The 22586-nt window shown below is 70.8% G+C and carries 27 protein-coding genes and 1 pseudogene; 12 read left to right on the forward strand and 16 right to left on the reverse strand.

Annotated features, from left to right (window positions below; translation table 11 throughout):
- Positions 1-17: 17 nt before the first annotated feature.
- Positions 18-533: a transcription elongation factor GreB gene (greB, locus tag POL25_RS17635; protein WP_272087205.1), complete on the reverse strand. Its 516-nt coding sequence runs from the start codon at positions 531-533 to the stop codon at positions 18-20.
- Positions 534-580: 47 nt separating this feature from the next.
- A complete protein-coding gene (locus POL25_RS17640; RefSeq protein ID WP_272087206.1) occupies positions 581-1216 on the reverse strand; it encodes a hypothetical protein in 636 nt (211 codons plus the stop codon).
- Positions 1217-1272: 56 nt separating this feature from the next.
- Here POL25_RS17640 and POL25_RS17645 point away from each other — a divergent pair, with 56 nt between their 5' ends.
- Positions 1273-2394, forward strand: coding sequence for a UDP-N-acetylglucosamine pyrophosphorylase (locus POL25_RS17645; RefSeq protein WP_272087207.1), 1122 nt, complete (start codon positions 1273-1275; stop codon positions 2392-2394).
- 139 nt (positions 2395-2533) lie between these two features.
- Here POL25_RS17645 and lysS (POL25_RS17650) read toward each other — a convergent pair whose 3' ends face one another.
- From lysS (POL25_RS17650) to POL25_RS17665, 4 genes are all read right to left on the reverse strand, one after another.
- On the reverse strand, positions 2534-4174 hold the full coding sequence (gene lysS / locus POL25_RS17650; protein WP_272087208.1) for a lysine--tRNA ligase: 1641 nt from the start codon (positions 4172-4174) through the stop codon (positions 2534-2536).
- 202 nt (positions 4175-4376) lie between these two features.
- Positions 4377-5213 (reverse strand): hypothetical protein, encoded by an 837-nt coding sequence (locus POL25_RS17655; RefSeq protein WP_272087209.1) that lies wholly within the window; start codon positions 5211-5213, stop codon positions 4377-4379.
- Positions 5210-5923 carry a hypothetical protein gene (locus tag POL25_RS17660; RefSeq protein ID WP_272087210.1) on the reverse strand — a complete coding sequence of 238 codons (714 nt, stop codon included), beginning with the start codon at positions 5921-5923 and terminating at the stop codon, positions 5210-5212. Before POL25_RS17660 ends, POL25_RS17655 begins: the two co-directional genes overlap by 4 nt.
- A 4-nt stretch (positions 5924-5927) precedes the next feature.
- A complete protein-coding gene (locus tag POL25_RS17665) occupies positions 5928-7127 on the reverse strand; it encodes a retropepsin-like aspartic protease family protein (RefSeq protein ID WP_272087211.1) in 1200 nt (399 codons plus the stop codon).
- Positions 7128-7260: 133 nt separating this feature from the next.
- On the opposite strand from POL25_RS17665, the gene POL25_RS17670 reads away from it, so the two are divergent.
- Positions 7261-8394: a response regulator gene (locus POL25_RS17670; protein WP_272087212.1), complete on the forward strand. Its 1134-nt coding sequence runs from the start codon at positions 7261-7263 to the stop codon at positions 8392-8394.
- A gap of 164 nt (positions 8395-8558) precedes the next feature.
- Here the strand turns inward: POL25_RS17670 and POL25_RS17675 are convergent, their stop codons facing one another.
- From POL25_RS17675 to POL25_RS17685, 3 genes are read right to left on the reverse strand one after another with little or no spacing between them, the layout of a single operon-like run.
- Positions 8559-8942: a hypothetical protein gene (locus POL25_RS17675; protein WP_272087213.1), complete on the reverse strand. Its 384-nt coding sequence runs from the start codon at positions 8940-8942 to the stop codon at positions 8559-8561.
- 24 nt (positions 8943-8966) lie between these two features.
- A complete protein-coding gene (locus POL25_RS17680) occupies positions 8967-9266 on the reverse strand; it encodes a hypothetical protein (protein ID WP_272087214.1) in 300 nt (99 codons plus the stop codon).
- Between the two features lie 27 nt (positions 9267-9293).
- A complete protein-coding gene (locus tag POL25_RS17685; protein WP_272087215.1) occupies positions 9294-9758 on the reverse strand; it encodes a Fur family transcriptional regulator in 465 nt (154 codons plus the stop codon).
- A gap of 319 nt (positions 9759-10077) precedes the next feature.
- Between POL25_RS17685 and POL25_RS17690 the strand changes: the two genes are divergently transcribed.
- Entirely contained in the window at positions 10078-10221 is a 144-nt protein-coding gene (locus POL25_RS17690) for an exodeoxyribonuclease VII small subunit (protein ID WP_272087217.1), read from the forward strand.
- Positions 10205-10444, forward strand: coding sequence for a polyprenyl synthetase family protein (locus tag POL25_RS17695; protein ID WP_272087218.1), 240 nt, complete (start codon positions 10205-10207; stop codon positions 10442-10444). Before POL25_RS17690 ends, POL25_RS17695 begins: the two co-directional genes overlap by 17 nt.
- A gap of 90 nt (positions 10445-10534) precedes the next feature.
- On the opposite strand, the gene xseB is transcribed toward POL25_RS17695, so the two are convergent.
- Positions 10535-10867 carry an exodeoxyribonuclease VII small subunit gene (gene xseB, locus POL25_RS17700; protein WP_373372074.1) on the reverse strand — a complete coding sequence of 111 codons (333 nt, stop codon included), beginning with the start codon at positions 10865-10867 and terminating at the stop codon, positions 10535-10537.
- 79 nt (positions 10868-10946) lie between these two features.
- Here xseB and POL25_RS17705 point away from each other — a divergent pair, with 79 nt between their 5' ends.
- From POL25_RS17705 to POL25_RS17715, 3 genes are all read left to right on the forward strand, one after another.
- Entirely contained in the window at positions 10947-11456 is a 510-nt protein-coding gene (locus POL25_RS17705) for a Fur family transcriptional regulator (RefSeq protein WP_272087219.1), read from the forward strand.
- A gap of 348 nt (positions 11457-11804) precedes the next feature.
- A complete protein-coding gene (locus POL25_RS17710) occupies positions 11805-12047 on the forward strand; it encodes a hypothetical protein (RefSeq protein ID WP_272087220.1) in 243 nt (80 codons plus the stop codon).
- On the forward strand, positions 12044-12184 hold the full coding sequence (locus POL25_RS17715) for a hypothetical protein (RefSeq protein WP_272087221.1): 141 nt from the start codon (positions 12044-12046) through the stop codon (positions 12182-12184). The genes POL25_RS17710 and POL25_RS17715 overlap by 4 nt, the downstream gene beginning before the upstream one ends.
- Positions 12185-12345: 161 nt before the next feature.
- Here the strand turns inward: POL25_RS17715 and POL25_RS17720 are convergent, their stop codons facing one another.
- Together POL25_RS17720 and POL25_RS44920 are read right to left on the reverse strand one after the other, a co-directional pair.
- The gene (locus tag POL25_RS17720) at positions 12346-12960 is read right to left on the reverse strand and encodes a DUF4388 domain-containing protein (protein WP_272087222.1); all 615 of its coding nucleotides are present in this window, start codon (positions 12958-12960) and stop codon (positions 12346-12348) included.
- Positions 12961-13018: 58 nt separating this feature from the next.
- Positions 13019-13477: pseudogene (locus POL25_RS44920) on the reverse strand (hypothetical protein); the annotation flags it as partial.
- Between the two features lie 133 nt (positions 13478-13610).
- Here POL25_RS44920 and POL25_RS45160 point away from each other — a divergent pair.
- The 4 genes from POL25_RS45160 (at position 13611) to lysS (POL25_RS17740) (ending at position 18204) form a co-directional block, all read left to right on the forward strand.
- Positions 13611-14810, forward strand: coding sequence for a hypothetical protein (locus POL25_RS45160; RefSeq protein WP_272087223.1), 1200 nt, complete (start codon positions 13611-13613; stop codon positions 14808-14810).
- Positions 14811-14814: 4 nt separating this feature from the next.
- Positions 14815-15528, forward strand: a complete 714-nt coding sequence (locus tag POL25_RS17730; protein ID WP_272087210.1) for a hypothetical protein — start codon at positions 14815-14817, stop codon at positions 15526-15528.
- A complete protein-coding gene (locus POL25_RS17735; RefSeq protein WP_272087209.1) occupies positions 15525-16361 on the forward strand; it encodes a hypothetical protein in 837 nt (278 codons plus the stop codon). The genes POL25_RS17730 and POL25_RS17735 overlap by 4 nt, the downstream gene beginning before the upstream one ends.
- Before the next feature lie 202 nt (positions 16362-16563).
- On the forward strand, positions 16564-18204 hold the full coding sequence (gene lysS, locus POL25_RS17740) for a lysine--tRNA ligase (RefSeq protein WP_272087208.1): 1641 nt from the start codon (positions 16564-16566) through the stop codon (positions 18202-18204).
- 139 nt (positions 18205-18343) lie between these two features.
- Here the strand turns inward: lysS (POL25_RS17740) and POL25_RS17745 are convergent, their stop codons facing one another.
- A complete protein-coding gene (locus tag POL25_RS17745; protein WP_272087224.1) occupies positions 18344-18919 on the reverse strand; it encodes a hypothetical protein in 576 nt (191 codons plus the stop codon).
- 148 nt (positions 18920-19067) lie between these two features.
- On the opposite strand from POL25_RS17745, the gene POL25_RS17750 reads away from it, so the two are divergent.
- Positions 19068-19688: a hypothetical protein gene (locus POL25_RS17750; protein WP_272087225.1), complete on the forward strand. Its 621-nt coding sequence runs from the start codon at positions 19068-19070 to the stop codon at positions 19686-19688.
- A 139-nt stretch (positions 19689-19827) separates the two neighbouring features.
- Here POL25_RS17750 and lysS (POL25_RS17755) read toward each other — a convergent pair whose 3' ends face one another.
- The 3 genes from lysS (POL25_RS17755) to POL25_RS17765 form a co-directional block, all read right to left on the reverse strand.
- The gene (gene lysS / locus POL25_RS17755; RefSeq protein ID WP_272087208.1) at positions 19828-21468 is read right to left on the reverse strand and encodes a lysine--tRNA ligase; all 1641 of its coding nucleotides are present in this window, start codon (positions 21466-21468) and stop codon (positions 19828-19830) included.
- A 318-nt stretch (positions 21469-21786) separates the two neighbouring features.
- Positions 21787-22299, reverse strand: a complete 513-nt coding sequence (locus POL25_RS17760) for a hypothetical protein (protein WP_272087226.1) — start codon at positions 22297-22299, stop codon at positions 21787-21789.
- A complete protein-coding gene (locus POL25_RS17765) occupies positions 22296-22505 on the reverse strand; it encodes a hypothetical protein (protein WP_272087227.1) in 210 nt (69 codons plus the stop codon). The genes POL25_RS17760 and POL25_RS17765 overlap by 4 nt, the downstream gene beginning before the upstream one ends.
- Between the last annotated feature and the right edge of the window lie 81 nt (positions 22506-22586).

Raw genomic sequence — 22586 nt, forward strand, 5'->3', positions numbered from 1 at the left:
GTGTCTCGCGAGAAGGGTCAGGGCCGTGGCGGCTGGTAGGAGATGGCGGTGATCGTGAAAGTGACGCTGCCGCGCGGGCGCTCGACGGTGGCCTCGTCGTCGACCTCCTTGCCGAGGAGGGCGCGCGCGACCGGCGAGGCGACGCTGATCTTGCCGGCGTCGACGTCGAACTCGTCAGGGCCGACGAGCTGGTAATGGACGGTGTTGCCGTCCTCGTCCTCGAGCGTGACCCACACGCCGAAGGCGACCTTCTCGGGCGGCCGCACCGGCGGACGAAACACGGTCAGCGACTCGATGCGCTTGGCCAGGAACTCGAGGCGGCGATCGATCTCCCGCAGGCGGCGCTTGCCGTAGATGTACTCGGCGTTCTCCGACCTGTCCCCGAGAGCAGCCGCGGTCGAGACCTCGTTGGTCACTCGCGGCCGCTCGACCCTCCATAATTGGTCGAGCTCGTCGCGCAGCTTCTTCATGCCGTCGGCAGTGATGAAATGCGGCGCTTTGGGGCGCTCGCCCTCGGGGGCGTCGTTCGCCATGGACCTGACGATGGCCGCGCGAGCCGCCCGCGGTCAACCCCGAACCACTAACCGGGGCGGAGCGCCCGCGGCGGGCCCGAAAGCGCGGGCGCCTCCTCGGCCTCGACGAGGGCCTGCGCGACGATCAGCTCGGCCCGTTTGCGGCCCTGGCCGAGGCGGGCGGCGGCGAGGAAGAGGGCGGCGGCCCCGACGACGCCGAGCGTGATGCCGGCCCACATGATGAGCGGGGCGAGCAGCGCGCCAAAGGCGGTGATGCCGAGCGAGAAGCCGCCGAGGATGAAGCCGCCGAGCGCGAGGTTGCTGCGGCCGGCGCCGGCGTCGACGTCGACCTTGACGAGGGCGCCGCCCTGACCGTCGCCCTCGGCGCGGATCTTGTAGACCACGCCGGCGCCGTCATCGACGATGTCGGCGCGGCTCGGGCCCTGGCGATGGCCGGTGTGACCGACCTGCTTGGCGAAGGCGCGACGGACGACGTCGAGCGCCTGCTCGGGCGGCACGTCGAGCCGCGTCTCGGCGCTGTACTGCGCCAGCTCGCCGCCCTCGCTGCGCCGCACCAGGGCCTTGCCGGCAGGCGTGGGGCTGTTGCGCTCGACCAGCGCCCGGCGGAGCTCCTCCGGCGAGATCCCCGCCTCTGCTGCCGCCTCGCGCAGCTCCTGTTCCGATAGGCCAGGTCCCGCGTTCATCGCCCCGGAAGCGTACCCGATCTCTGCGCTCGCGGCGCGTGGTAGAAGCCGCGGCCATGACGGACGTCGCAGCGATCGAGGCGCGGCTATCGGCGCTCGCGGGGCGTGGGGTGCAGATCATCGATCCGCGCCAGACCTACGTGGGGCCCGAAGTGCGCATCGAGCGGATCCACGCAGGGGTGGTGCTACACCCGGGGACGCGGCTGCAGGGCGCGCGCACGTTCCTCGGGCCGGGCGCGGAGATCGGGCGCGAGGGGCCAGTGGTGGCGATCGACTGCGTGCTCGGCGAACGCGCGCGGCTCGACGGCGGCTACGCGTCCGGCGCGGTATTGCTGCGCGGGGCGTCGGCCGGGTCGGCGGCACACCTGCGCGAGGGGACGCTGCTCGAGGAGGAGGCCAGCACGGCCCACGCGGTCGGGCTCAAGCACACGATCGTGCTGAGCTTCGGGACGCTGGGGTCGCTGATCAACTTCTGTGACGTGCTGCTCACCGGCGGGACTTCGCGCGAAGATCACTCCGAGGTCGGCAGCGGGTTCATCCACTTCAACTTCACGCCGTGGGGGGCGCGCGGGGACAAGGCGACGGCGTCGCTGGTCGGCGACGTGCCCCGCGGGGTGCTGCTGCGCGAGCGACGGATCTTCCTCGGCGGCGCGGGCGGGATGGTCGGGCCGCGCGAGGTCGGCTTCGGCGCGGTGACGGGCGCGGGCCAGGTGGTGCGCAAGGATGTCCCGGAGGACAGGTTGATGGTGCAGCCGCCGCGCGCGGTCGACATCGCCTACGCGCCCGACCAACTCGACGCGGCCGAACCACGGGCGCGCCGGCAGGTCCGCTACATCGCCCAGCTGCACGCGCTGCTGGCGTGGTACCGGCAGGTGCGGCTGGCGCGGGTGCCAGGCTCGCGCGAGGACGTGCGCGCGGTGCTGGCGGCGGCGATCGAGACGCTGACGCTTTGCGTGGCCGAGCGCGAGAAGCGGCTCAAAGCCTTTTTAAAGGAGCGCGGCGAGGTGATGCCGGAGCTGGTGGCGCCGGAGCTGGCGTGCCCGCTGGCGATCGCGGCGGAGGAGCCGTACGTCGACCACGTGGCGTGGGTCCGCGGGCTCGGGGCGGAGGACGCCACGCGCTGCGTGGAGTGGCTGCGCGCGATCGAGGCGGCGGTGCTCGCGGCGTGGCCCGCGTGAGGGATGAGCGCCTGCGAGGCTCCTGCGACCGGGCGTGGGCGTCGGTAGCAGGGCCGTTCGCACCAGGGCTGTGCTTGCTGCCCTCGTGTTCGAGAGGACAGGTCCTTCGGAGCATGTCCGAAGGACCATGCCCTTGGGGTCATGTCCCGGCGGGCAGGCTCGGCGCGAGCAGGGACAGGGCGCGGGCCGGTCCGATCGCGGTGATCAGCGTGGTCAGCTTGGGGCCCTTGTCGCGGCCGATGAGCAGGTCGTAGACGACCGGGAGGAAGGTCTTGTTGTCGAGGCCGGTGCCCTCGCACAGCGTCTTCATGGTCGGGACCAACTCGTCCTCGCGGATCTCTTCGCGGCCGCGCAGCGGGGCGAGCAGGCGGGCGAGGCAGGTGGCCTCGTCGGCGGACAGCTCGCGCAGCTTAGGCTCGCGGCGCAGCTGGTAGCGGAACTCGTCGGGGCCCCACTCGGCGATCCAGTTCCACACGCAGCGGGCGCGCTGGCGGGTCAGGCGGCGCGACTCGTCGCCGTTGATCTGGCCCGCCTCGGCGTAGTAGGCGACGGTCTTGTCGAGGTCGCCCTCGAAGATCTGCAGCGTCATGCTGAGGTGGCGGAAGCCGGGCACGAACGGCAGGACGTCGCCCTCGCCGATCCGGCGGTGGTCGACGCTGGCCAGCTGCATGGTGCGCTGGGCGACGAGGCGCGCCTGGGCGTCCTTGGCCGGCTCGACGCCGTAGGCGATCCGGCGCGTGCGGTCGAAGTTCTCGTAGAGGGTGATGACGTCGAGGTCGAAGCTGATCTGGAACTCGGTGTTGGGGCGGAACGAGACGAACATCCAGCGCAGGACCTCGGGCTCGTAGATCTCGAGGCAGTCGGAGACGGTGACGACGTCGCCCTTGCTGCTCGAGATCTTGCCGGCGCGGCCCTTGATCCGCACGAAGTCGTAGCCGACGTACTCGGGGGCCTGCCAGCCGTAGACGACGCGGACGATGTCCTTGGCGGTGTCGAAGCTGCCGCCGGCGGTGCTGTGGTCCTTGCCGCCGGGCTCGAAGCAGACGCGCTCGTGGGCCCAGCGCATCGGCCAGTCGATGCGCCACGGGAGCTTGAGGTTGCCGCCCTGGCGCAGGTCGACGTCGGCGGCGTGCTTGCACGCGCTGCAGTCGTAATGAACGGTCCACTCGTCCTGGACGGCGAAGGCGAGGGTGTCGCGGCCGCAGTTGTCGCAGAAGCCGGACAGCGGCAGCCAGCCGTCCTCGAGGCGGGTGTTGGCGGTGGTCTTGTCGCGCACGCTGTTGAGGACGGCGCGGATGTCGGCGGCGTGCTTGAGGGCGAGGCGGATGCCCTCGGCGTAGGCGCCGGCGCGGTAGCGCTGCGACTGACGGATGAACTCGGGCTGGATGCCGAGCGGGGCGAGGCTCTTCTCGAAGGCGGCGATGTTGTGCCCGGCGTAGCTGTCGTGCTCACCGTAGGGGTCGGGCACGGCGCTGATGCTGCGGCGCAGGTTGTCGTTCAACATGTCGCGCTGCGGCATGTCGGCCGGGACCTTGCGCAGGACGTCGAAGTCGTCCCACGAGTAGATGAAGCGGACGTCGGCGCCGCGGTCGCGCAGGGCCCGAGCGACGAGGTCGACGGTGATGACCTCGCGGAAGTTGCCGACGTGGACGACGCCCGAAGGCGTGATGCCGGCGGCGACGGTGACGACCTTGGCGTCCGCGTGCGCGGCAAGAGTCTTGGCGGCGGCCGCGTCGGCCCAGTGATTGAGGTACGGATCTTGACCCGCTGCGGGCTCCATGGCCGAAAGGTTGTCGCAGATGCGCGACGCGGCGAGAAGCCCCGCGCTCACGAGCGCTGGTGACTTTGCAGCGGCAAGCAGCGACGACGCAGGCGCGGAGCGCAGGGCCCGGCGCCCGTCCAGGCCCGGCGCCATGCGCCGCGGATGAGGCGGCGCGGCGGCGGTCGTGATGGGCAGCGGTGAGGCACCGCTGCCGTCGGGCTCATTTCGCGGCGGCCGGGGCGGGGCCGCAGTTGGCCTCGTCCTGGAGCGCGTTGGCCGCGTCGATCAAGGGCTGGCCGGCGCCCTTGGTGGTGTAGATCTTGGCGGCCTCGGCGATCAGGCGGCACGCCTCGGGGGTGTTCTTCTTGTCCTTGTAGCGGACGACGGCGGCCTGGCCCTCGAGCGCGCGGGCGCCGAGGAGCTCGTTGCCCGGCTGCTTCTCGACCAGGCGCTGGGCCTTGACGAAGGTCGAGGCGGCCGAGTCGAGCTCGCCGGGGTTGACGATCGCGTTGTCCTCGCCGCCGAAGGCGAGGTTGATCTTGGTGTTGCCGTACATGACGAGGGCGAGGCCGGCGTTGGGGCCGTCCTTCTGGAGGTTGTAAGCCTCCTCGAAGTCGGCGGCGGCGCCGGCGAAGTCCTCGGTCTTGAGCTTGTAAGCGCCCTGAGCCAGCTTGGCGGCGATCTTCACCTCGGGGTCGCCGGTCTGCTCGGCCATCGCCTGGGCGTGGTCGGCGGGCTCCTTGGCGTTCTCGACGACGTCTTCGGCGAGCGCGAGCGACAACCATGCAGCGCCGAGGCCGGAGGCGCGGGCCTTCTCCTTCGACTTGAGGTCGTCGACGAGCGGCTTCATGGTCTCGATGACCTGGCCGTACTGGCCGGCGATGTACTTGGCGCGGGCCTCGGCGATCGCGGGCGGGTCGGGCTCGGTGGTGACGGGCGCCGGCTTGTCGGCGTCGGTGGTGGCGGGCTTGTCGTCGGACGGCTTGTCGGTGTCCGCGGACTTCTTGCAAGCCGCGGTCAGGCTGAACGCGGCGAGGCAGACGAGGATGCGCTTCATTCGGTGGTCTCCTGCGGGGCCTGGGCGGGGGAGGCTGGGGAGGATAACGCCTCGGCGGCGGCGGGCACGGGAGTTTCTGCCGCGGCGGGCAAATTCGACCGGCTGTGGACGCGCACGTAGAGGTTGCCGTCGCCGCCCATCGAGCCGTAGACGAGGCGGGTCGGGTCGGGGTCGCTGCCGAACCGCTCGGGTTTGAACCGGCCGATGACCTCGATCTCGTCGCCGATGTAGAGGCCGGAGCCGGCCACGCGCGGACCGGTCTTCTCCTCGGGGGCGATGACTTCGGCGCGGTCGAGGTTCTCGAGCGTGAGGCGGCCGGTGGCGTCGCTGACGACGACGATCTCGGCGGCGACGGCGGCGTCACGCGGGGCGCCGCTGCGGTTGCGCCACACGCACTCGCGGCCCGGGGCGCCGCCGAGGTTGCCGTCGGCGGTGGTGATGACGCCGCGGATCATGATCGGCTGGGCGTCAGCGGCGGCGATCGGCGTGAGCAGGCCACGCTCGAGGGCGCGACCGACGAAGCCGGAGAACTGCGGGTCGCTGCGGATCGCGCCCTTCGGCATGCGGCGACCCTGAGGCTCGAGGTTGCGGGCGCTGCCGAGGCGCTTCGCCCGGAAGTTGCCGAGCATGTAGACGAGGATCGCGACCGGGATCAGGACGGCGAGGAAGACGTAGGACCACTCGAAGGTCGGGGCGGCTTCGACGGGCATGCGATCACCAGTACGCCTCGGCGAGCGCGAGGGTGAAGCCGAGCTTCTCGTGATCCTCGGCGACGGTCTTGCCCTCGACCAGCGAGCGACCGGAGCCGCCAGGCTCGATGCGGGCGATGCGGGCCCCGGCCATGCGCTGACCGTCGGAGAAGTGGACCTCGGGCAGCACGTTCTCGATCGCCACGGTGCTGCGGTTCTTGACCAGCAAGATCCACCGGATCCGTCCGAGCCAGATCTCCGGCGAGCCCTCGACCTCGATCTGGACCGCCGGGTAGATGTCGTAGGCGCGGTTGGCCCGGCCGTCGTGCGGGCGCGGCAAGAGCTTCATGCGCTCGGCCTGGTAGTCCATCTCGACCAGGAACTCGCGCATGACGTTGAGCCCGAGCAGGCCCTGCGAGCGGTCGTTGGCGCAGCCGTCACACACGCTGACGAGCAGGCCGTTGAGCTCGATGCCGCCGAGGCGCAGCACCGGCAAGTAGACCATCCGGCTCTCGCGCGGGCCGCTGGCGGTGTTGAACTGCAGCGTGGGCGCGTCGGCCGGGACCTTGAGCCCGAGCTTGGCGGCGGTCTCGGTGTGCACGGTGGTGAACGAGGCGCCGGTGTCGAACAGGTACGGCAGATCGAGGCGACCGCCGGGGCCCTCGAGCTGGACGTTCATGAGGATCGCGTTGCCGGCGGCGGAGAAGGGCACGGCGATCGCAGTGTTCGGCGCGGCGCCCGGCGCGAGGGTCACGGGCGTCGGCGCGGACTCGCTCGCTCTCGCCGCGGCGCGCGGCGCGGCGGGCGGGGCGAGGCGATCTGCGAGACCGTTGCCCACCGCACTGAGGATCCGCGCGACCTTGTGAGAATCACCGAAGCGTGTGCCAGCGAGGTCACCCTGGGCCCGGAGCGACTGGACCAGCAAACCCGGGATCACCTGAGTGCAGAGAAGGATCGCGCCGAGGTTCCACAGCAACGGCAGCCACATCATCGCCGCGGACAGGCGGCGGCCGTCGGTGCCGTACTTCCACACGGAGAGGGCGACCGGCAGGCCCAGAGTGACGACGAACGCGAGGATCCACAGCCACGGGGCCGATACACGGGCGTCGAGCTGAGCGGTCCGCGCGAGCGAAAAGTTGCACCACAGCGCGAACGGCACCACGAACATCGAGGCCAGGACGAGCGCAAAGGCGCCGAGCGAACTCAGCGCCGCGGACGCGGTCATGGCCGACCTGGCGTGCCTCGGTGCGCTGCGCGAAATGTTCACTTGCAGATACTATCTCGAGTGAGTGTCGTGGGGGCCAGTGAAGACTGTCGTTGGATCCTCGCGGGGAAAACCCGTAGGATGTGGCGACGGGATGGCTGACGCGCCGAAGCCTGCGAAGATCGCCACGTTCGGCGTGCGCTTCGAATCCTACGACGACTTCCTCGTAGAGTACACAGACAACCTGCGACGCGGGTTTCTGCTGCTCCCGGGCGTTCGTAATCTCGAGACGGGCCAGCCGGTGCGGGTCAAGCTGAGCCTGCCGAACCGCGCCATTTTGTACCTCAGCGGCACGGCGGTCGACCTCGGAGCCGACGGCGGCAAGGGCACGCTGATCCAACTGGCCGCGTTCACGGCCGAGCAGGAGCGGATCTTCGGCCTGTGCGTGAACTCGGTGCTCGACGCTTCGACGAGCCCGCAAGCCGAGCCGCCGCCGTCGCGCGCGCTCAACGTGCTGCTGGTCGACGACTCGCCGAGCGTGCGCGCGGAGATGGCTGCGGCGCTGCGCGAGCGCGGGCTCAACGTCACCACCGCGGACAACGGATTGATGGCGATCTCGGCCGCGCTCAAGAGCGAGCCGGACCTGCTGCTCACCGACGTCGAGATGCCCGAGATGGACGGCTGGACGCTGCTGCGGATGGCCCGCGGCCGCAAGAAGCTGGCCCACGTGCCGATCGTGTTCCTGACCGCGCTGTCCGACGACATGTCGCGCCTCCAGGGCTATCGCATGGGCGTCGACGACTTCCTGCCGAAGAACCTGTCCGCGGACGAGATCGTGGCCCGCCTGCAAGGCGTGGTCGCGCGCCGCACCGGCCTCGGGGCCGTGGAGAACCGCGGGCTGCGCGGCGACCTGCAGCACGTCCGCCTCGGCAGCGTGCTGTCGTTCCTCGAGGCCGAGAAGAAGACCGGCGACCTGCGGCTCGACAGCGGGCAAGACAGCGCGGTGCTGCGGCTGGTCCAGGGCGTGCTGCGCGACGTGAAGAACCTCGGCTACGCCGCCTCGGCGATCGACCGCGTGTTCGACCTGCTCGGCTGGGAGGGCGGACACTTCGAGTTCTTCACGCTCGAGCCGCGCGAGCTCGGCGACCTGTCGCTCGCGCCGCTGTCGGTGACGTGGCTGCTGATGGAGCACGCGCGCCGCGAAGACGAGGCCAACGAGAGCGCCCGCCGCGAGCGGCTGCTCAACGAGCGCGCCGGACAGTCGGGCTCGTTCGAGCAGGACCTTTGAGAGGTCCGCGAGGACATGTCCGTGAGGGCATGTCCGTGAGAGCATGCGCGTCGGGACAGGTCCCGAGGGACATGCCGTAAAAGACAGAGCGCCCGCCGGGCCGGTTCGGGCTCGGGGGCGCTCTGCGTTGCGAGCCGGCTCGGGCGCGAGCCGCTCGGGGGCGATCAGCGGGCCGGCTTGCCCTTGCCGGAGGTGTTGGCGGCCTTGGGCGCGGCGCCGTCGGTGCCGCAGGCGGCGTCGGCGATCCAGCGGCTGCCGGACTGATAGGGCTGGGTGTTGAGGATCAGCAGGTTGCCGCCGTTCATGCCGCAGTGCTCCCTGGCGAGGTCGACGGCCTCTTGCGCGGAGGGAGCCTTGCCGATGGCGGTGCCGAGCTGGGTGTACGCGGTGTCGCCGAGGGCGTCCCTGGAGGCGACGGTCTTGACCTGCGAGGCCGGCACGCGCGCGCCGGTGCCGTTGCCCTTGAACTTGCCGGAGTAACCGCCGGCGCAGGCGCCCAGGGCGAGGGCGAAGGAGAACAGGAGGAGAGAACGCGAGGCTTTGCGCATATGAGAGGCTCCGATGGTGCGGCGTCAGACGGCGGGGGGGCCGGGCAGATTTCCAGGGTGCGCGGCCGAACCGGGCCCCGACTGCATGACGCGGAGCGCGGGTGAACGCACGCCCTTCGGCGAGCCGGAGCCGGTGCCGTGGTCGTGCGGGGCCGACCCTGCCGCCTTTTCGCACGCGCTCGCGCCCTCGCAACGGGCACACGAGCCGCCGCACTCGCCCTTGCGGCGGACCAGCCAGCGGGCGGTCAGCCAGCCCGCGGCGAGCGCGACGGCGGCGAGCGCGGCGATCTGTTGCAGCAGGACCTGGAGATCGGCTTCGGGCATGGTGACGCGCAGCACAAACAGCGTACTTCAGTCGCTGAGCTTGCGCTGCTCCTCGTTGGGGCACCAGCCGCCCTTGATCCCGCGAGCCCTGGGGCAAAGGCCGTAGAGCTCGAGCCGATGGCGGACCAGGCTGAACCCGAAGCTGCGGGCGACCCGCTCCTGCTCGTGTTCGATGTCGTCGTTCTGGAACTCGAGCACGTGCTGGCACTCGATGCAGATCAGGTGGTCGTGGTGCTCGGTGTCACCGGCGGTCTCGTACATCGTCTGGCCGTCGCCGAAGCGCCGCTGGGCCGCGAGGCCGCACTCGGCGAGCAGCTTGAGCGTGCGGTAGACGGTCGCGTAGCCGATGCGCGGGTTCTCGGCGCGGCTGAGGTTGAGCAGCTCCTCGATGCTGATGTGGCCGTGGGCGGCGAAGAATTTCTGCGCGATGAGGTCGCGTTGACGGGTCGACTTGAGCTGCTTCTTGCTGAGATAGGCGTGGAACTGCCCCATCAAGCTCTCGAGGTCGGGCAGCCCAGGAATGCCGACGGTCGTGCATCGGCAGGAAACCTATCGCGGCAAAAGCCGCCGCGGCAAGCGTTGCGAGGCTGGATCTCCGGCCCGTATACTCCGCGGCCGCATGGCGTCCCCGGGCAAACCGAACCCATCACAAGCGCCCCGCAGCCGGGAAACCCGCCGACCCCCGCGGCGGAGCCGGCGCGCGACGGCCCCGCCATCGATCAGGTGCTCGCCAGCCTCGAACGCGTGGTCGCCGAGCTCGAGGCCGGGGACCTCCCGCTCGAGGACGGCGCTCCAGCGCTTCGAAGACGGCGTGCGACTCGCGCGGCGCGGCACGTCGCTGCTCGACGCGGTCGAGCAGCGGGTCGAGGTCCTGCTCGAGGGCCGCGACGAGGCGGTGCCGTTCCCGGGGGCCGGCGAAGCGGAAGAGAGTGACGACGATGACGAAAACTTTTGAGCTCAACGCCTACCTCGGCGAGCGCCGCAAGCTGGTCGACGAGGCCATCGTGCGCGCGCTGCCCGATGGCGGCGCCGGCGACCCCGGCCGCCTCAAGGAGGGCATGCGCTACGCGGTGCTGCAGGGCGGCAAGCGCATGCGACCGCTGGTGATCATCGCCGCCTGCGACCGCTGTGTGATCGCATCGCCGCCTGCAGCACCGCGTAGCGCATGCCCTCCTTGAGGCGGCCGGGGTCGCCGGCGCGCCATCGGGCAGCGCGCGCACGATGGCCTCGTCGACAGCTTGCGGCGCTCGCCGAGGTAGGCGTTGAGCTCAAAAGTTTTCGTCATCGTCGTCACTCTCTTCCGCTTCGCCGGCCCCCGGGAACGGCACCGCCTCGTCGCGGCCCTCGAGCAGGACCTCGACCCGCTGCTCGACCGCGTCGAGCAGCGACGTGCCGCGCCGCGCGAGTCGCACGCCGTCTTCGAAGCGCTGGAGCGCCGTCTCGAGCGGGAGGTCCCCGGCCTCGAGCTCGGCGACCACGCGTTCGAGGCTGGCGAGCACCTGATCGATGGCGGGGCCGTCGCGCGCCGGCTCCGCCGCGGGGTCGGCGGGTTTCCCGGCTGCGGGGCGCTTGGATGGGTTCGGTTTGCCCGGGGACGCCATGCGGCCGCGGAGTATACGGGCCGGAGATCCAGCTCGCAACGCTTGCCGCGGCGGCTTTGCCGCGATAGGTTTCCTGCCGATGCACGACCGTCGGCATTCTGGGCTGCCCGACCTCGAGAGCTTGATGGGGCAGTTCCACGCCTATCTCAGCAAGAAGCAGCTCAAGTCGACCCGTCAACGCGACCTCATCGCGCAGAAATTCTTCGCCGCCCACGGCCACATCAGCATCGAGGAGCTGCTCAACCTCAGCCGCGCCGAGAACCCGCGCATCGGCTACGCGACCGTCTACCGCACGCTCAAGCTGCTCGCCGAGTGCGGCCTCGCGGCCCAGCGGCGCTTCGGCGACGGCCAGACGATGTACGAGACCGCCGGTGACACCGAGCACCACGACCACCTGATCTGCATCGAGTGCCAGCACGTGCTCGAGTTCCAGAACGACGACATCGAACACGAGCAGGAGCGGGTCGCCCGCAGCTTCGGGTTCAGCCTGGTCCGCCATCGGCTCGAGCTCTACGGCCTTTGCCCCAGGGCTCGCGGGATCAAGGGCGGCTGGTGCCCCAACGAGGAGCAGCGCAAGCTCAGCGACTGAAGTACGCTGTTTGTGCTGCGTCACCATGCCCGAAGCCGATCTCCAGGTCCTGCTGCAACAGATCGCCGCGCTCGCCGCCGTCGCGCTCGCCGCGGGCTGGCTGACCGCCCGCTGGCTGGTCCGCCGCAAGGGCGAGTGCGGCGGCTCGTGTGCCCGTTGCGAGGGCGCGAGCGCGTGCGAAAAGGCGGCAGGGTCGGCCCCGCACGACCACGGCACGGCTCCGGCTCGCCGAAGGGCGTGCGTTCACCCGCGCTCCGCGTCATGCAGTCGGGGCCCGGTTCGGCCGCGCACCCTGGAAATCTGCCCGGCCCCCCCGCCGTCTGACGCCGCACCATCGGAGCCTCTCATATGCGCAAAGCCTCGCGTTCTCTCCTCCTGTTCCTTCGCCTCGCCCTGGGCGCCTGCGCCGGCGGTTACTCCGGCAAGTTCAAGGGCAACGGCACCGGCGCGCGCGTGCCGGCCTCGCAGGTCAAGACCGTCGCCTCCAGGGACGCCCTCGGCGACACCGCGTACACCCAGCTCGGCACCGCCATCGCAAGGCTCCCTCCGCGCAAGAGGCCGTCGACCTCGCCAGGGAGCACTGCGGCATGAACGGCGGCAACCTGCTGATCCTCAACACCCAGCCCTATCAGTCCGGCAGCCGCTGGATCGCCGACGCCGCCTGCGGCACCGACGGCGCCGCGCCCAAGGCCGCCAACACCTCCGGCAAGGGCAAGCCGGCCCGCTGATCGCCCCGAGCGGCTCGCGCCCGAGCCGGCTCGCAACGCAGAGCCCCCGAGCCCGAACCGGCCCGGCGGGCGCTCTGTCTTTTACGGCATGTCCCTCGGGACCTGTCCCGACGCGCATGCTCTCACGGACATGCCCTCACGGACATGTCCTCGCGGACCTCTCAAAGGTCCTGCTCGAACGAGCCCGACTGTCCGGCGCGCTCGTTGAGCAGCCGCTCGCGGCGGGCGCTCTCGTTGGCCTCGTCTTCGCGGCGCGCGTGCTCCATCAGCAGCCACGTCACCGACAGCGGCGCGAGCGACAGGTCGCCGAGCTCGCGCGGCTCGAGCGTGAAGAACTCGAAGTGTCCGCCCTCCCAGCCGAGCAGGTCGAACACGCGGTCGATCGCCGAGGCGGCGTAGCCGAGGTTCTTCACGTCGCGCAGCACGCCCTGGACCAGCCGCAGCACCGCGCTGTCTTGCCCGCTGTCGAGCCGCAGGTCGCCGGTCTTCTTCTCGGCCTCGAGGAACGACAGCACGCTGCCGAGGCGGACGTGCTGCAGGTCGCCGCGCAGCCCGCGGTTCTCCACGGCCCCGAGGCCGGTGCGGCGCGCGACCACGCCTTGCAGGCGGGCCACGATCTCGTCCGCGGACAGGTTCTTCGGCAGGAAGTCGTCGACGCCCATGCGATAGCCCTGGAGGCGCGACATGTCGTCGGACAGCGCGGTCAGGAACACGATCGGCACGTGGGCCAGCTTCTTGCGGCCGCGGGCCATCCGCAGCAGCGTCCAGCCGTCCATCGGGCATCTCGACGTCGGTGAGCAGCAGGTCCGGCTCGCTCTTGAGCGCGGCCGAGATCGCCATCAATCCGTTGTCCGCGGTGGTGACGTTGAGCCCGCGCTCGCGCAGCGCCGCAGCCATCTCCGCGCGCACGCTCGGCGAGTCGTCGACCAGCAGCACGTTGAGCGCGCGCGACGGCGGCGGCTCGGCTTGCGGGCTCGTCGAAGCGTCGAGCACCGAGTTCACGCACAGGCCGAAGATCCGCTCCTGCTCGGCCGTGAACGCGGCCAGTTGGATCAGCGTGCCCTTGCCGCCGTCGGCTCCGAGGTCGACCGCCGTGCCGCTGAGGTACAAAATGGCGCGGTTCGGCAGGCTCAGCTTGACCCGCACCGGCTGGCCCGTCTCGAGATTACGAACGCCCGGGAGCAGCAGAAACCCGCGTCGCAGGTTGTCTGTGTACTCTACGAGGAAGTCGTCGTAGGATTCGAAGCGCACGCCGAACGTGGCGATCTTCGCAGGCTTCGGCGCGTCAGCCATCCCGTCGCCACATCCTACGGGTTTTCCCCGCGAGGATCCAACGACAGTCTTCACTGGCCCCCACGACACTCACTCGAGATAGTATCTGCAAGTGAACATTTCGCGCAGCGCACCGAGGCACGCCAGGTCGGCCATGACCGCGTCCGCGGCGCTGAGTTCGCTCGGCGCCTTTGCGCTCGTCCTGGCCTCGATGTTCGTGGTGCCGTTCGCGCTGTGGTGCAACTTTTCGCTCGCGCGGACCGCTCAGCTCGACGCCCGTGTATCGGCCCCGTGGCTGTGGATCCTCGCGTTCGTCGTCACTCTGGGCCTGCCGGTCGCCCTCTCCGTGTGGAAGTACGGCACCGACGGCCGCCGCCTGTCCGCGGCGATGATGTGGCTGCCGTTGCTGTGGAACCTCGGCGCGATCCTTCTCTGCACTCAGGTGATCCCGGGTTTGCTGGTCCAGTCGCTCCGGGCCCAGGGTGACCTCGCTGGCACACGCTTCGGTGATTCTCACAAGGTCGCGCGGATCCTCAGTGCGGTGGGCAACGGTCTCGCAGATCGCCTCGCCCCGCCCGCCGCGCCGCGCGCCGCGGCGAGAGCGAGCGAGTCCGCGCCGACGCCCGTGACCCTCGCGCCGGGCGCCGCGCCGAACACTGCGATCGCCGTGCCCTTCTCCGCCGCCGGCAACGCGATCCTCATGAACGTCCAGCTCGAGGGGGCCCCGCGGTCGCCTCGATCTGCCGTACCTGTTCGACACCGGCGCCTCGTTCACCACCGTGCACACCGAGACCGCCGCCAAGCTCGGGCTCAAGGTCCCGGCCGACGCGCCCACGCTGCAGTTCAACACCGCCAGCGGCCCCGCGAGAGAGCCGGATGGTCTACTTGCCGGTGCTGCGCCTCGGCGGCATCGAGCTCAACGGCCTGCTCGTCAGCGTGTGTGACGGCTGCGCCAACGACGCTCGCAGGGCTGCTCGGGCTCAACGTCATGCGCGAGTTCCTGGTCGAGATGGACTACCAGGCCGAGCGCATGAAGCTCTTGCCGCGCGCCGCACGACGGCCGGGCCAACCGCGCCTACGACATCTACCCGGCGGTCCAGATCGAGGTCGAGGGCTCGCCGGAGATCTGGCTCGGACGGATCCGGTGGATCTTGCTGGTCAAGAACCGCAGCACCGTGGCGATCGAGAACGTGCTGCCCGAGGTCCACTTCTCCGACGGTCAGCGCATGGCGGGGCCCGCATCGCCCGCATCGAGCCTGGCGGCTCCGGTCGCTCGCTGGTCGAGGGCAAGACCGTCGCCGAGGATCACGAGAAGCTCGGCTTCACCCTCGCGCTCGCCGAGGCGTACTGGTGATCGCATGCCCGTCGAAGCCGCCCCGACCTTCGAGTGGTCCTACGTCTTCCTCGCCGTCCTGATCCCGGTCGCGATCCTCGTCTACATGCTCGGCAACTTCCGGGCGAAGCGCCTCGGCAGCGCCCGCAACCTCGAGCCTCAGGGTCGCCGCATGCCGAAGGGCGCGATCCGCAGCGACCCGCAGTTCTCCGGCTTCGTCGGTCGCGCCCTCGAGCGTGGCCTGCTCACGCCGATCGCCGCCGCTGACGCCCAGCCGATCATGATCCGCGGCGTCATCACCACCGCCGACGGCAACCTCGGCGGCGCCCCGGGCCGCGAGTGCGTGTGGCGCAACCGCAGCGGCGCCCCGCGTGACGCCGCCGTCGCCGCCGAGATCGTCGTCGTCAGCGACGCCACCGGCCGCCTCACGCTCGAGAACCTCGACCGCGCCGAAGTCATCGCCCCCGAGGAGAAGACCGGTCCGCGCGTGGCCGGCTCCGGCCTCTACATCGGCGACGAGATCGAGGTCATCGGCCGGTTCAAACCCGAGCGGTTCGGCAGCGACCCCGACCCGACCCGCCTCGTCTACGGCTCGATGGGCGGCGACGGCAACCTCTACGTGCGCGTCCACAGCCGGTCGAATTTGCCCGCCGCGGCAGAAACTCCCGTGCCCGCCGCCGCCGAGGCGTTATCCTCCCCAGCCTCCCCCGCCCAGGCCCCGCAGGAGACCACCGAATGAAGCGCATCCTCGTCTGCCTCGCCGCGTTCAGCCTGACCGCGGCTTGCAAGAAGTCCGCGGACACCGACAAGCCGTCCGACGACAAGCCCGCCACCACCGACGCCGACAAGCCGGCGCCCGTCACCACCGAGCCCGACCCGCCCGCGATCGCCGAGGCCCGCGCCAAGTACATCGCCGGCCAGTACGGCCAGGTCATCGAGACCATGAAGCCGCTCGTCGACGACCTCAAGTCGAAGGAGAAGGCCCGCGCCTCCGGCCTCGGCGCTGCATGGTTGTCGCTCGCGCTCGCCGAAGACGTCGTCGAGAACGCCAAGGAGCCCGCCGACCACGCCCAGGCGATGGCCGAGCAGACCGGCGACCCCGAGGTGAAGATCGCCGCCAAGCTGGCTCAGGGCGCTTACAAGCTCAAGACCGAGGACTTCGCCGGCGCCGCCGCCGACTTCGAGGAGGCTTACAACCTCCAGAAGGACGGCCCCAACGCCGGCCTCGCCCTCGTCATGTACGGCAACACCAAGATCAACCTCGCCTTCGGCGGCGAGGACAACGCGATCGTCAACCCCGGCGAGCTCGACTCGGCCGCCTCGACCTTCGTCAAGGCCCAGCGCCTGGTCGAGAAGCAGCCGGGCAACGAGCTCCTCGGCGCCCGCGCGCTCGAGGGCCAGGCCGCCGTCGTCCGCTACAAGGACAAGAAGAACACCCCCGAGGCGTGCCGCCTGATCGCCGAGGCCGCCAAGATCTACACCACCAAGGGCGCCGGCCAGCCCTTGATCGACGCGGCCAACGCGCTCCAGGACGAGGCCAACTGCGGCCCCGCCCCGGCCGCCGCGAAATGAGCCCGACGGCAGCGGTGCCTCACCGCTGCCCATCACGACCGCCGCCGCGCCGCCTCATCCGCGGCGCATGGCGCCGGGCCTGGACGGGCGCCGGGCCCTGCGCTCCGCGCCTGCGTCGTCGCTGCTTGCCGCTGCAAAGTCACCAGCGCTCGTGAGCGCGGGGCTTCTCGCCGCGTCGCGCATCTGCGACAACCTTTCGGCCATGGAGCCCGCAGCGGGTCAAGATCCGTACCTCAATCACTGGGCCGACGCGGCCGCCGCCAAGACTCTTGCCGCGCACGCGGACGCCAAGGTCGTCACCGTCGCCGCCGGCATCACGCCTTCGGGCGTCGTCCACGTCGGCAACTTCCGCGAGGTCATCACCGTCGACCTCGTCGCTCGGGCCCTGCGCGACCGCGGCGCCGACGTCCGCTTCATCTACTCGTGGGACGACTTCGACGTCCTGCGCAAGGTCCCGGCCGACATGCCGCAGCGCGACATGTTGAACGACAACCTGCGCCGCAGCATCAGCGCCGTGCCCGACCCCTACGGTGAGCACGACAGCTACGCCGGGCACAACATCGCCGCCTTCGAGAAGAGCCTCGCCCCGCTCGGCATCCAGCCCGAGTTCATCCGTCAGTCGCAGCGCTACCGCGCCGGCGCCTACGCCGAGGGCATCCGCCTCGCCCTCAAGCACGCCGCCGACATCCGCGCCGTCCTCAACAGCGTGCGCGACAAGACCACCGCCAACACCCGCCTCGAGGACGGCTGGCTGCCGCTGTCCGGCTTCTGCGACAACTGCGGCCGCGACACCCTCGCCTTCGCCGTCCAGGACGAGTGGACCGTTCATTACGACTGCAGCGCGTGCAAGCACGCCGCCGACGTCGACCTGCGCCAGGGCGGCAACCTCAAGCTCCCGTGGCGCATCGACTGGCCGATGCGCTGGGCCCACGAGCGCGTCTGCTTCGAGCCCGGCGGCAAGGACCACAGCACCGCCGGCGGCAGCTTCGACACCGCCAAGGACATCGTCCGCGTCGTCTACGGCTGGCAGGCCCCCGAGTACGTCGGCTACGACTTCGTGCGGATCAAGGGCCGCGCCGGCAAGATCTCGAGCAGCAAGGGCGACGTCGTCACCGTCTCCGACTGCCTCGAGATCTACGAGCCCGAGGTCCTGCGCTGGATGTTCGTCTCGTTCCGCCCCAACACCGAGTTCCAGATCAGCTTCGACCTCGACGTCATCACCCTCTACGAGAACTTCGACCGCACGCGCCGGATCGCCTACGGCGTCGAGCCGGCCAAGGACGCCCAGGCGCGCCTCGTCGCCCAGCGCACCATGCAGCTGGCCAGCGTCGACCACCGCCGGATCGGCGAGGGCGACGTCCTGCCGTTCGTGCCCGGCTTCCGCCACCTCAGCATGACGCTGCAGATCTTCGAGGGCGACCTCGACAAGACCGTCGCCTACTACGCCGAGGCGGGCCAGATCAACGGCGACGAGTCGCGCCGCCTGACCCGCCAGCGCGCCCGCTGCGTGTGGAACTGGATCGCCGAGTGGGGCCCCGACGAGTTCCGCTACCAGCTGCGCCGCGAGCCTAAGCTGCGCGAGCTGTCCGCCGACGAGGCCACCTGCCTCGCCCGCCTGCTCGCCCCGCTGCGCGGCCGCGAAGAGATCCGCGAGGACGAGTTGGTCCCGACCATGAAGACGCTGTGCGAGGGCACCGGCCTCGACAACAAGACCTTCCTCCCGGTCGTCTACGACCTGCTCATCGGCCGCGACAAGGGCCCCAAGCTGACCACGCTGATCACCGCGATCGGACCGGCCCGCGCCCTGTCCCTGCTCGCGCCGAGCCTGCCCGCCGGGACATGACCCCAAGGGCATGGTCCTTCGGACATGCTCCGAAGGACCTGTCCTCTCGAACACGAGGGCAGCAAGCACAGCCCTGGTGCGAACGGCCCTGCTACCGACGCCCACGCCCGGTCGCAGGAGCCTCGCAGGCGCTCATCCCTCACGCGGGCCACGCCGCGAGCACCGCCGCCTCGATCGCGCGCAGCCACTCCACGCAGCGCGTGGCGTCCTCCGCCCCGAGCCCGCGGACCCACGCCACGTGGTCGACGTACGGCTCCTCCGCCGCGATCGCCAGCGGGCACGCCAGCTCCGGCGCCACCAGCTCCGGCATCACCTCGCCGCGCTCCTTTAAAAAGGCTTTGAGCCGCTTCTCGCGCTCGGCCACGCAAAGCGTCAGCGTCTCGATCGCCGCCGCCAGCACCGCGCGCACGTCCTCGCGCGAGCCTGGCACCCGCGCCAGCCGCACCTGCCGGTACCACGCCAGCAGCGCGTGCAGCTGGGCGATGTAGCGGACCTGCCGGCGCGCCCGTGGTTCGGCCGCGTCGAGTTGGTCGGGCGCGTAGGCGATGTCGACCGCGCGCGGCGGCTGCACCATCAACCTGTCCTCCGGGACATCCTTGCGCACCACCTGGCCCGCGCCCGTCACCGCGCCGAAGCCGACCTCGCGCGGCCCGACCATCCCGCCCGCGCCGCCGAGGAAGATCCGTCGCTCGCGCAGCAGCACCCCGCGGGGCACGTCGCCGACCAGCGACGCCGTCGCCTTGTCCCCGCGCGCCCCCCACGGCGTGAAGTTGAAGTGGATGAACCCGCTGCCGACCTCGGAGGACTTCGCGCGAAGATCACTCCGAGGTCGGCAGCGGGTTCATCCACTTCAACTTCACGCCGTGGGGGCGCGCGGGGACAAGGCGACGGCGTCGCTGGTCGGCGACGTGCCCCGCGGGGTGCTGCTGCGCGAGCGACGGATCTTCCTCGGCGGCGCGGGCGGGATGGTCGGGCCGCGCGAGGTCGGCTTCGGCGCGGTGACGGGCGCGGGCCAGGTGGTGCGCAAGGATGTCCCGGAGGACAGGTTGATGGTGCAGCCGCCGCGCGCGGTCGACATCGCCTACGCGCCCGACCAACTCGACGCGGCCGAACCACGGGCGCGCCGGCAGGTCCGCTACATCGCCCAGCTGCACGCGCTGCTGGCGTGGTACCGGCAGGTGCGGCTGGCGCGGGTGCCAGGCTCGCGCGAGGACGTGCGCGCGGTGCTGGCGGCGGCGATCGAGACGCTGACGCTTTGCGTGGCCGAGCGCGAGAAGCGGCTCAAAGCCTTTTTAAAGGAGCGCGGCGAGGTGATGCCGGAGCTGGTGGCGCCGGAGCTGGCGTGCCCGCTGGCGATCGCGGCGGAGGAGCCGTACGTCGACCACGTGGCGTGGGTCCGCGGGCTCGGGGCGGAGGACGCCACGCGCTGCGTGGAGTGGCTGCGCGCGATCGAGGCGGCGGTGCTCGCGGCGTGGCCCGCGTGAGGGATGAGCGCCTGCGAGGCTCCTGCGACCGGGCGTGGGCGTCGGTAGCAGGGCCGTTCGCACCAGGGCTGTGCTTGCTGCCCTCGTGTTCGAGAGGACAGGTCCTTCGGAGCATGTCCGAAGGACCATGCCCTTGGGGTCATGTCCCGGCGGGCAGGCTCGGCGCGAGCAGGGACAGGGCGCGGGCCGGTCCGATCGCGGTGATCAGCGTGGTCAGCTTGGGGCCCTTGTCGCGGCCGATGAGCAGGTCGTAGACGACCGGGAGGAAGGTCTTGTTGTCGAGGCCGGTGCCCTCGCACAGCGTCTTCATGGTCGGGACCAACTCGTCCTCGCGGATCTCTTCGCGGCCGCGCAGCGGGGCGAGCAGGCGGGCGAGGCAGGTGGCCTCGTCGGCGGACAGCTCGCGCAGCTTAGGCTCGCGGCGCAGCTGGTAGCGGAACTCGTCGGGGCCCCACTCGGCGATCCAGTTCCACACGCAGCGGGCGCGCTGGCGGGTCAGGCGGCGCGACTCGTCGCCGTTGATCTGGCCCGCCTCGGCGTAGTAGGCGACGGTCTTGTCGAGGTCGCCCTCGAAGATCTGCAGCGTCATGCTGAGGTGGCGGAAGCCGGGCACGAACGGCAGGACGTCGCCCTCGCCGATCCGGCGGTGGTCGACGCTGGCCAGCTGCATGGTGCGCTGGGCGACGAGGCGCGCCTGGGCGTCCTTGGCCGGCTCGACGCCGTAGGCGATCCGGCGCGTGCGGTCGAAGTTCTCGTAGAGGGTGATGACGTCGAGGTCGAAGCTGATCTGGAACTCGGTGTTGGGGCGGAACGAGACGAACATCCAGCGCAGGACCTCGGGCTCGTAGATCTCGAGGCAGTCGGAGACGGTGACGACGTCGCCCTTGCTGCTCGAGATCTTGCCGGCGCGGCCCTTGATCCGCACGAAGTCGTAGCCGACGTACTCGGGGGCCTGCCAGCCGTAGACGACGCGGACGATGTCCTTGGCGGTGTCGAAGCTGCCGCCGGCGGTGCTGTGGTCCTTGCCGCCGGGCTCGAAGCAGACGCGCTCGTGGGCCCAGCGCATCGGCCAGTCGATGCGCCACGGGAGCTTGAGGTTGCCGCCCTGGCGCAGGTCGACGTCGGCGGCGTGCTTGCACGCGCTGCAGTCGTAATGAACGGTCCACTCGTCCTGGACGGCGAAGGCGAGGGTGTCGCGGCCGCAGTTGTCGCAGAAGCCGGACAGCGGCAGCCAGCCGTCCTCGAGGCGGGTGTTGGCGGTGGTCTTGTCGCGCACGCTGTTGAGGACGGCGCGGATGTCGGCGGCGTGCTTGAGGGCGAGGCGGATGCCCTCGGCGTAGGCGCCGGCGCGGTAGCGCTGCGACTGACGGATGAACTCGGGCTGGATGCCGAGCGGGGCGAGGCTCTTCTCGAAGGCGGCGATGTTGTGCCCGGCGTAGCTGTCGTGCTCACCGTAGGGGTCGGGCACGGCGCTGATGCTGCGGCGCAGGTTGTCGTTCAACATGTCGCGCTGCGGCATGTCGGCCGGGACCTTGCGCAGGACGTCGAAGTCGTCCCACGAGTAGATGAAGCGGACGTCGGCGCCGCGGTCGCGCAGGGCCCGAGCGACGAGGTCGACGGTGATGACCTCGCGGAAGTTGCCGACGTGGACGACGCCCGAAGGCGTGATGCCGGCGGCGACGGTGACGACCTTGGCGTCCGCGTGCGCGGCAAGAGTCTTGGCGGCGGCCGCGTCGGCCCAGTGATTGAGGTACGGATCTTGACCCGCTGCGGGCTCCATGGCCGAAAGGTTGTCGCAGATGCGCGACGCGGCGAGAAGCCCCGCGCTCACGAGCGCTGGTGACTTTGCAGCGGCAAGCAGCGACGACGCAGGCGCGGAGCGCAGGGCCCGGCGCCCGTCCAGGCCCGGCGCCATGCGCCGCGGATGAGGCGGCGCGGCGGCGGTCGTGATGGGCAGCGGTGAGGCACCGCTGCCGTCGGGCTCATTTCGCGGCGGCCGGGGCGGGGCCGCAGTTGGCCTCGTCCTGGAGCGCGTTGGCCGCGTCGATCAAGGGCTGGCCGGCGCCCTTGGTGGTGTAGATCTTGGCGGCCTCGGCGATCAGGCGGCACGCCTCGGGGTGTTCTTCTTGTCCTTGTAGCGGACGACGGCGGCCTGGCCCTCGAGCGCGCGGGCGCCGAGGAGCTCGTTGCCCGGCTGCTTCTCGACCAGGCGCTGGGCCTTGACGAAGGTCGAGGCGGCCGAGTCGAGCTCGCCGGGGTTGACGATCGCGTTGTCCTCGCCGCCGAAGGCGAGGTTGATCTTGGTGTTGCCGTACATGACGAGGGCGAGGCCGGCGTTGGGGCCGTCCTTCTGGAGGTTGTAAGCCTCCTCGAAGTCGGCGGCGGCGCCGGCGAAGTCCTCGGTCTTGAGCTTGTAAGCGCCCTGAGCCAGCTTGGCGGCGATCTTCACCTCGGGGTCGCCGGTCTGCTCGGCCATCGCCTGGGCGTGGTCGGCGGGCTCCTTGGCGTTCTCGACGACGTCTTCGGCGAGCGCGAGCGACAACCATGCAGCGCCGAGGCCGGAGGCGCGGGCCTTCTCCTTCGACTTGAGGTCGTCGACGAGCGGCTTCATGGTCTCGATGACCTGGCCGTACTGGCCGGCGATGTACTTGGCGCGGGCCTCGGCGATCGCGGGGGGTCGGGCTCGGTGGTGACGGGCGCCGGCTTGTCGGCGTCGGTGGTGGCGGGCTTGTCGTCGGACGGCTTGTCGGTGTCCGCGGACTTCTTGCAAGCCGCGGTCAGGCTGAACGCGGCGAGGCAGACGAGGATGCGCTTCATTCGGTGGTCTCCTGCGGGGCCTGGGCGGGGGAGGCTGGGAGGATAACGCCTCGGCGGCGGCGGGCACGGGAGTTTCTGCCG

This window comes from Nannocystis bainbridge (assembly GCF_028368995.1).
In the GTDB taxonomy this organism is placed as follows: domain Bacteria; phylum Myxococcota_A; class Polyangia; order Nannocystales; family Nannocystaceae; genus Nannocystis; species Nannocystis bainbridge.